Source organism: Commensalibacter sp. Nvir (genome assembly GCF_963921845.1).
In the GTDB taxonomy this organism is placed as follows: Bacteria; Pseudomonadota; Alphaproteobacteria; order Acetobacterales; family Acetobacteraceae; genus Commensalibacter.
On record NZ_CAWUGZ010000126.1, the window covers coordinates 1 to 8,673 of the forward strand.

Genomic DNA, 8,673 nt, shown 5'->3' on the forward strand with positions numbered 1-8,673 from the left:
GCAGAGGGTCCACCCCCAGTGTTTTTTTTGTTTAATTATTAAAATTCGCTTGTTTTTTCTTTTTTAAAAAAGTTTTTAATCATTGCCTTTCAATTTATTTACTCTGTAAATCCTTGAAAAATTGAGTAACTTCTTAAGTACGAGAGTTCAATATGATCAAAAGAAAAAACGTGGATTATAAAGTAAGTTTTTATCCAAAAGTCATTCCTGCTAAACCTAAATTAAATGAACTCAAATCGGTTTCAGAATTTGAGCCCTCTGGCGATCAACCTGAAGCAATTAAAGCTTTGGTAAAAGGTATACAAGAAGGAGAACGAAATCAGGTTTTACTAGGCGTCACGGGTTCGGGTAAAACGTTTACAATGGCAAAAGTAATTGAAGCCGTTCAAAAGCCTACATTAATATTAGCACCTAATAAGACTTTAGCCGCTCAGCTATATGGTGAAATGAAAATGTTTTTTCCACATAATGCTGTAGAATATTTTGTAAGTTATTATGATTACTACCAGCCAGAAGCTTATATACCGCGTTCGGATACCTATATTGAAAAAGACAGTCAAATCAACGAGCAAATTGATCGTATGCGTCATGCGGCTACCCAAGCTTTGCTTGAGCGAAATGATGTTATTGTTGTAGGTTCTGTTTCTTGTATATATGGAATTGGGTCGCCTGAATTATACGCTAAAATGGTAGTCAACATTGAAGTTGGGGATCAAATTAATCGGGAGGATTTGTTAAAATCGTTTGTTGAACAACAATATCGACGGAATGATACGGCTTTTGAAAGAGGAACATTTAGGGTAAGAGGGGAAACGGTTGATATCTTTCCAGTTCAGAATGCAGATAGAGCTTGGCGTATTGTCTTATTTGGCGATGAAGTAGAAAATATTGAAGAGTTTGATCCATTAACGGGGGTTAAAACCAGTAGTTTAAGTAAAGTTACAGTATATGCAAATAGTCATTTTGTTACACCGCGACCTACGCTTCATCAAGCCATCAAAGCGATTAAGTCCGAGTTAAAAAACAGAATAGATCAATTCGTATCCGAGGGAAAATTATTGGAGGCTGAACGTTTACAACAAAGAACAACGTTTGACATTGAAATGATTGAGACCACTGGGTTGTGTAAGGGCATTGAAAATTATTCTCGTTATTTAACGGGCAGGCATCCAGGTGAACCCCCTCCGACGTTATTTGAATATTTACCTGAAGATGCTTTATTGATTGTTGACGAAAGCCATGTCAGTGTTCCGCAAATTGGTGGTATGGAAAGAGGGGATTACGCACGTAAGAAAACACTCTCAGATTTTGGTTTTCGTTTACCTTCTTGCATGGATAATCGTCCTTTGAATTTTGCTGAGTGGGATTGCTATCGACCTCAAACGATATTTGTAAGCGCAACACCTGGTCGATGGGAATTAGAACAAACAGATGGGGCGTTTGTCGAACAAGTTATTCGACCTACAGGATTAATTGACCCGGTTACCGAAGTTAAACCCGTTGAATTTCAAGTGGATGACTTGCTGGCAGAGTCTAAAAATACTGTACAAAATGGGGGACGTGTGCTCGTTACGACGTTGACGAAAAAAATGGCTGAAAAGTTGACAGAGTATTTGAGTGAGGCTGGGGTGAAAGTTAGATATCTGCACTCAGATATTGATACGTTAGAGCGTATTGAAATTATTAGGGATCTTCGATTAGGTGTTTTTGATGTTCTTATTGGTATTAATCTTTTAAGGGAAGGGCTGGATATTCCTGAATGCCAGCTTGTTGCTATCTTAGATGCCGATAAGGAGGGATTTTTGCGTTCAAAAACTTCCTTAATACAGACCATTGGCCGTGCAGCTCGTAATGTAGACGGTCGTGTTATACTTTATGCGGATAGGATGACAGAAAGTTTGCGTTATGCAATTGAGGAAACTGCACGACGAAGAGAGAAACAAACCCAGTGGAATAGACAACATCATATTACCCCGGTGTCGGTAAAGAAAAAAATTGGTGAGTTAATAGCTTCTGTTTATGAGCAAGATTATGTAACTATTTCACCCCTTGAAATGGAAAGTGACCGCGCTTTTGTCGGTAAGGATTTACGCCAAACCATCAATGAGCTTGAAAAAAGAATGCATGCAGCTGCTGGGAATCTTGAGTTTGAAGAAGCAGCTCAATTAAGAGATAAGATTAAAAGACTAGAAGACTCTGAACTAGGGCTGAACGAGGGAATGCAATCGTTATTCTCTTCCCAACCTCATGCTAAAACAAATACTAAATTAAATCCTAAACCTTATGGACCAGGAGGAGGGGGCTATAAATTTTCAGCAAGAAAAGCTAAAAAGAGTTCAAATCAACAATATTAGGTAGGATTATGTTAGAAATCAAAGAAGGTGACAATCGCTTAGGGATATATCCCAAATTAGGTGGTTCAATCGCTTTTTGGCTAAGGCGGAACGTCCCCATATTTTACCCAATTGTTAATTCGCATCTGACAATGCAATCGAATCAAATTATAGCTGCCTACCCTTTACTTCCTTATTCCAATCGAATTGCGGGGGGGCAATTCGATTTTGCAAACCATCATTATCAATTATTGAGTAATGCATCGAATGGAAGAGATGCTATACATGGCAATGCGTGGCAAAAGGAATGGAGCCTAGAAATGTTAGCAAAAAATAGTGTTACTTTGAGTCTTCATCATCAACCTGTGGACGAACTGGCTAAAGAGTGGCCCTTTTCTTATTACGCCCAAGTTAATTATACGCTTAGTCGAGAAGGACTAATGGTTTCTCTTTACTTTAAAAATACAGATCATGATAATCAGCCTGTTGGACTGGGATTTCACCCTTATTTTCCTTGTAGAAATAAGGTTGAATTAGGTTTTGCTGCCCAGTCTGTTTGGAATAATGATGAAAATGGTTTGCCTCAGGGACGTATGTCAATAAAAGGGCGCTGGGATTTTGCTAAAATGAAAGAACTACAAAACAGTGAATCTTTGGATAATTGTTATGCAGGATGGAATCAAATTGCTTTTATGCGGTGGCTTTATTCAGATATTTATTTAACTATGACTGCAAGCTCTATCTTTCAACATTTAGTTTTATTTACTCCACAGAATCAATCCTATTTTACCTTGGAACCTGCGACCAACATGAATAACGCTATTAATATGAGTGAAATTTCAGATCGAGGTTTGACTATTTTACGACCAGGTGAGAGTGTTGAAGGTAAAATAAATTATGTATTCACTGGGTTTTAAAAAATAAATATGGCTGATTTTTCGACACTTTCTTCCCCACTTTATATTACCCCTCAAGGATATGCTCGTTTGAAAGAAGAATTAAACAATCTTCTACGTATAGAAAGGCCAAAAATCGTTGAAATTGTTTCATGGGCGGCCGGCAATGGGGATCGTTCTGAAAATGGTGATTATCTTTATGGGAAAAAAAGGTTAAGAGAAATTGATAGACGCATACGCTTTTTATCAAAGCGTCTTGAAAACGCCATTGTTGTAAGTCCAAAGGATCAGAAAAATCATGAAAAAATTTATTTCGGCGCAACCGTTACATATTGTACCGAAGATGAGGAAAAACGCGTCGTAACACTAGTCGGAGTGGATGAAGCATTGACTGAATTGGGTCAAGTCAGTTTATTATCCCCTATAGCACGAGCTTTGATGCACGCTTGTGTGGGTGACGAAGTGAGGTTTTCTACGCATACTGGTGAAAAACTCATTGAAATTCTACAAATACAATATGATGAGAAATAGAAAAGTGGATAAATAATACAATGCTAAAAATTGCAGTACAAATGGATCCTTTGGAAACCATTGACATTGATAGTGATTCAACCTTTTGTTTAATGGTGGAAGCTCAAGCTAGGGGGTATTCTTTATTTGTGTATTCGGTAAACACTCTTTCTCTTAGAAGTTTTGGTTGCAGTAAAGAGGTTTGTTGCCGTGGCCATTTTGTACGTGTACAAAAAGTAAGACACCATCATGTGGAATTTTTAGAAGAAAAAATTGTTAATCTTAAAGATTTTGATGTTCTTTTAATGCGTCAAGATCCACCCTTCGATATGGGTTACATTACTGCAACATATATATTAGAGTCAATTCACGGCGTTGGGAAAGATAAGGTCTTTGTTGTAAACAATCCAAAATCTGTTCGCAATGCGCCAGAAAAAATATTTGCTACGTTATGGCCAGAGATTATGCCACCTACGTTAATTACTAGAGATATGCTAGCTATAAAAGAATTTCGCAAAGAGTACAAAGATATTGTTATTAAACCTTTATACGGGAATGGAGGAATTGGTGTTTTTCGCATAAAATACGATGACGAGAACTTTAATGCTTTGCTAGAGCTCCAATTTTTGAATTCCACAGAACCTTTAATGATACAACGATATGAACCCTCAGTTCGACAAGGGGACAAGCGGGTAATCCTTGTTAAGGGAGAGCCTATTGGCGCAATTAATCGCGTACCACAAAAAGGAGAAGTACGCTCAAATCTTCATGTTGGTGGCCTAGCACAAAAAACAAGCCTTACCTCTCGTGATAAAGAAATTTGTAAACTTATTGGTCCAACCTTGAAAAAAGAAGGATTATTATTTGTAGGCATAGACATTTTGGGTGAATTCTTGACAGAAATTAACGTCACGTCTCCTACTGGATTACCGAAATTAGATCGTTTCGATCAAATAAATTCTGCTGCAATAGTGTGGGATGCTATTCAAGAGTGTCTTGATTTTTCCTAGATATAAGCTCTTGCGAGGAAGAATCTTGAATTGATATTGATTTTTCAATGTTAGTATCAACAGCTACGGGGGGGGTAGGAGGCATTGGATCGTCACGACCAAATTTATTATCAATCCATGCAATGACTTTATCTTTTTCATAAAGCGCAAACGTCATCACCCAAAGTATGATGCAGAATATACCTAAAAACCAATTTAAAAAAGTGACCCACATCGCAGGTGCTAGTCCTTGAATTTTGTTTGTTTACTTAATCACTCGATAGTGTATATAATATTTGCTGCAAAAACAATGTATTTGGTTCATATTGTCAGTTAATGTTTCTTACTCATTCTCATTTATGAAAAAACAAACTAGCTTTTTCATAAATTTTAGTTAATAAGATTGAGTGTAATTTTGTTTAAAAATTTATTTCAGGAGCGATAATGTGTCTTTTTCACCTCATACTGCGTTAAGTGCGGATGCTGTTAAGGTTGCTTATCGTCGATGGGCTGCGGTCTACGATATGGTTTTTGGTAAAGTGTCCGCTTACAGCAGACGTTGTGCCGTTGCAGAGGTTAATCAGCTTCCTGGACAAAAGGTACTTGAGGTGGGAGTAGGAACAGGGTTAGCACTTCCTTCGTACAACAAAGAAAAATTAATTACAGGTATTGATCTTTCAACAGACATGTTAAAGAGAGCAAGACAAAGAGTAAAATGTCAAAAGCTTACAAATATTGAGCGGCTTGAAGAAATGGATGCAGAAGCAACCACTTTCGAAGATAGCTATTTTGATATTGCCGTGGGAATGTTTGTTGCCTCTGTTGTCCCGCATCCCCAGCGTCTCTTTAAAGAATTAAAACGTATAGTGAAACCAGGCGGGCATATTTTATTCGTAAACCATTTTCTTGCTGAAAAAGGGTTGCGTTATCAAATTGAAAAATTGATGGCTCCTGCGTCTAAGGCGCTTGGGTGGCACCCCGATTTTTCAATTGAAGCTTTATTGCCTGCTGAAGAACTTAAAAAAGCAAATGTTCAATCTTTGCGTCCTTTCGGAATTTTTACTTTGATCGTTCTTTCGCGTTAATTTTTAAAAATATTATATTTATTATTTAAATTTCGAATTATAATCACCCCTTAAGTATTTACTTAACGTTAGAACGGTGTAATGAGTTGTCATTATCGGCTTGGAATGGGTGCATTATTACTTGCGGTGCTTGCAGGAACCAGTGGTAGTTTAGCGATTCTTCTGTATAAGTTGACAGAGTTAATACCAGCGTTGCATTTATTGCTATACCCAAATCATTTGCAGGAGTTATCCCAAGTTCATGCAAGAATGATGATATTTTATTGTTTGCAACCTGCATTGATTGTGGGTTTTGGAAACTGGTTTATTCCCGCACTTATATCGTCCAACCGGATGCTGTTTCCCACAGTGAACACCTTTGCTTTTTTGTTATTAAGCATTGGTTTTATATTTAATTTCACGACGTTTTTTGATCAAGATCCTTCCCTTGTTATCACAAGTTTGCTGCTATGGTCTGCGGGAAATTTATTATTTTCTATTGTTGTATTGATAACAATCATTAATGGAAGAGCTAGGGGTGTAGCTTATAGCTCTTTATCTTTTTTTGTATGGGGTCAAGTCATATCTGCTTTTATAAGTTTAATGATAATTCCTATTTTTTTAGCCGTTTTAACACATTTGTATATGAGTCCTATTTTAATATCCTCAGCTCGGTTAGCCTTGGTAATTAATCAATTTATCTATCCTTGTATGATTATACTTATGGTGCCTGCATTAAGCATTGTATTTAATATTTTATCAACGCTAAGTTCCAAACCCGTAAGATTTAAGGGTTGGGTTGTTGGATTGCTTGGTTTTGTTATTATTAATGTTGTGGTGTGTTGGCAAAAAAAAATATTTTTAGAGCATTTTGCTCAATTCCATCAGCATACGCGTGTTGGTACATTATCTGCTGATTTGCTCTATATTTTGTTTTTTCTCTTGCAATTTTATTTGCTTTTTAAATTTGTATGCGGACGTTTACGTTTTTTTACCCCTGTCCTATGGTGTATTGGGTTTATGGTCTTTATGGTTATAGGTTGGTTATACCAAGGCGTCACGTTTAGTCTAGAACAAATCCATTCTTGCTTATCTTACGCGCTTCTCATGTCAGTTTTTGCAGGATTTTATTTTTGGATGGGAAAAATTATAGGTCGAATGTATTCCGAAAATTTAGGGAAATGCCATTTTTTCATTACTTTTATAGGAAGTTTATTTCTTTCAAATTTAATTTCCCTCGGAAAAATTTCAATTATGATTGGGGTAGTTTTTATGTGTGCCTCTTTACTTGCATTTATTCTAGTTATCCTAAATGCCTTAAGGAACAATATTCATTTACCTAATAACTATTGGGGTAGGGGGGCAATTACCCCAGAATGGAATTTGTCGTCTCCTTTATCTCTTAATAAAGAAATAAAGTTGTAATGTCTGAATTTCCCATTGAAGTTCCATTAAAAAATAGAAAAATGCGCTATAATTCGTTGATTGTAGGCAGTGAGGTTAAAGACTGGGTTGCTTTATTGAAGCCTAGAGTGATTAGCTTAGTAGTCTTTACCAGTATTGCCGGAATAATTTGTGCTCCGGGTTCAATCCATCCAGCACTAGCATTTATTAGTATTTTATGTGTTTGTTTAGCATCAGGGGGTGCTGGAGCGATCAATATGTGGTACGATCGTGACATCGACAGGATTATGCTTAGAACGTCAACTCGACCATTACCCGCGGATAGAATACGTCCTTTAGATGCATTGATTTATGGGGTGTGCATCTGTATTCTTTCGGTGATGCTTATTTTTTTAGCAACCAATGGGTTAACCGCTTTTATTTTAGCTTTTTCTATTTTTTTTTATACTACGATTTATACGGTGTGGTTAAAGCGAACAACCACGCAAAACATCGTTATTGGAGGGGCAGCAGGTGCATTCCCACCTATCATTGGTTGGACCTCTGTTACGGGTCATATAAGTCTTTTTCCAATTATTTTATTTTTGATTATCTTTTTATGGACACCCCCACATTTTTGGTCTCTGTCCTTATACGCTTGTAAAGATTACGGACGTGCAGGTATTCCTATGCTTCCCGTTGTTAAAGGAGAAAAATTTACACGTTGGAATATTTTCGTATACGTGTTTATATTAGCAATGGTTTCTTTATTGCCTGTTTATTTTGGTTACACGTCGTATTTATACGCAATCGTAGTTATAGTGCTTAACGTAGGATTTTTATATAGGGCAATATGTATTTTAACCGAAGAACAAACTGTTAAAGGAATAAGTTTAAACCAAAACAAAGCTGCAAGAAATTCTTTTCATTATTCTTTAATTTATTTGTTTGTCTTGTTTTTAACGCTGATGATTGATCATAAGATTTAATGTTTATGCAAGAATTTAGCAAAAAAAATCAGCATAGAAATTTAACGCACCATGAAAAAAAAGAGTTTTTGAGAAGACAACATCAAAGAAGCTTTATATTATTTGTAGTTTTTTTAGGGTTGGCGGTTGTGTTTTATATTTTGGCTTTTGTTAATTTATAAACAGGAAATTAAAATAAATTATAAAATTATTGGTTTTTTAGTTAATTTAATAAAATTATTAGTGTTGGTTTTAGTCGGGTTTAACCATATAACGTTATTTGACAAAGTAAGAAATTGTTAAGTGTTAATTAAAATTATTGTAACCCTGTCATAAATACGTATGTATAACTTTATACTAAATGAATAATTTTTTGCAAAATATTGTGAGATAAATAAAATTAAATTTATAATTGTATTGTTTGCCTCAGGTTTATTTTAGGAATGCTAGCATATTTTAATGCGAGGTTGTTGGGCTTTACTAAAATTACTTAGCTATTACATTATGTTTTATTGCAGACTCTCATAAAT

8 protein-coding genes are annotated in these 8,673 nt (G+C 35.9%); 7 read left to right on the forward strand and 1 reads right to left on the reverse strand.

From position 1 onward, the window contains the following. The first annotated feature begins 152 nt into the window (after positions 1-152). From uvrB to gshB, 4 genes are read left to right on the forward strand one after another with little or no spacing between them, the layout of a single operon-like run. Positions 153-2,354, forward strand: a complete 2,202-nt coding sequence (uvrB, locus tag AABE15_RS07695; RefSeq protein ID WP_338330709.1) for an excinuclease ABC subunit UvrB — start codon at positions 153-155, stop codon at positions 2,352-2,354. An 8-nt stretch (positions 2,355-2,362) separates the two neighbouring features. Continuing rightward, positions 2,363-3,250, forward strand: coding sequence for an aldose 1-epimerase (locus tag AABE15_RS07700; RefSeq protein ID WP_338330710.1), 888 nt, complete (start codon positions 2,363-2,365; stop codon positions 3,248-3,250). Between the two features lie 9 nt (positions 3,251-3,259). Continuing rightward, a complete protein-coding gene (gene greB, locus AABE15_RS07705; RefSeq protein WP_338330711.1) occupies positions 3,260-3,760 on the forward strand; it encodes a transcription elongation factor GreB in 501 nt (166 codons plus the stop codon). Positions 3,761-3,780: 20 nt separating this feature from the next. After that, positions 3,781-4,749 (forward strand): glutathione synthase, encoded by a 969-nt coding sequence (gshB, locus tag AABE15_RS07710; protein WP_338330712.1) that lies wholly within the window; start codon positions 3,781-3,783, stop codon positions 4,747-4,749. Here the strand turns inward: gshB and AABE15_RS07715 are convergent. Then, positions 4,721-4,963 (reverse strand): hypothetical protein, encoded by a 243-nt coding sequence (locus AABE15_RS07715; RefSeq protein WP_338330713.1) that lies wholly within the window; start codon positions 4,961-4,963, stop codon positions 4,721-4,723. The two genes, gshB and AABE15_RS07715, sit on opposite strands and share 29 nt — an antisense overlap. A gap of 211 nt (positions 4,964-5,174) precedes the next feature. Between AABE15_RS07715 and AABE15_RS07720 the strand changes: the two genes are divergently transcribed. The 3 genes from AABE15_RS07720 (at position 5,175) to cyoE (ending at position 8,164) form a co-directional block, all read left to right on the forward strand. Further along, positions 5,175-5,813 carry a class I SAM-dependent methyltransferase gene (locus AABE15_RS07720; RefSeq protein WP_338330714.1) on the forward strand — a complete coding sequence of 213 codons (639 nt, stop codon included), beginning with the start codon at positions 5,175-5,177 and terminating at the stop codon, positions 5,811-5,813. 81 nt (positions 5,814-5,894) lie between these two features. Further along, positions 5,895-7,217 carry a cbb3-type cytochrome c oxidase subunit I gene (locus AABE15_RS07725; RefSeq protein WP_338330715.1) on the forward strand — a complete coding sequence of 441 codons (1,323 nt, stop codon included), beginning with the start codon at positions 5,895-5,897 and terminating at the stop codon, positions 7,215-7,217. Beyond that, entirely contained in the window at positions 7,217-8,164 is a 948-nt protein-coding gene (gene cyoE / locus AABE15_RS07730) for a heme o synthase (RefSeq protein WP_338330716.1), read from the forward strand. Before AABE15_RS07725 ends, cyoE begins: the two co-directional genes overlap by 1 nt. Positions 8,165-8,673 lie beyond the last annotated feature (509 nt).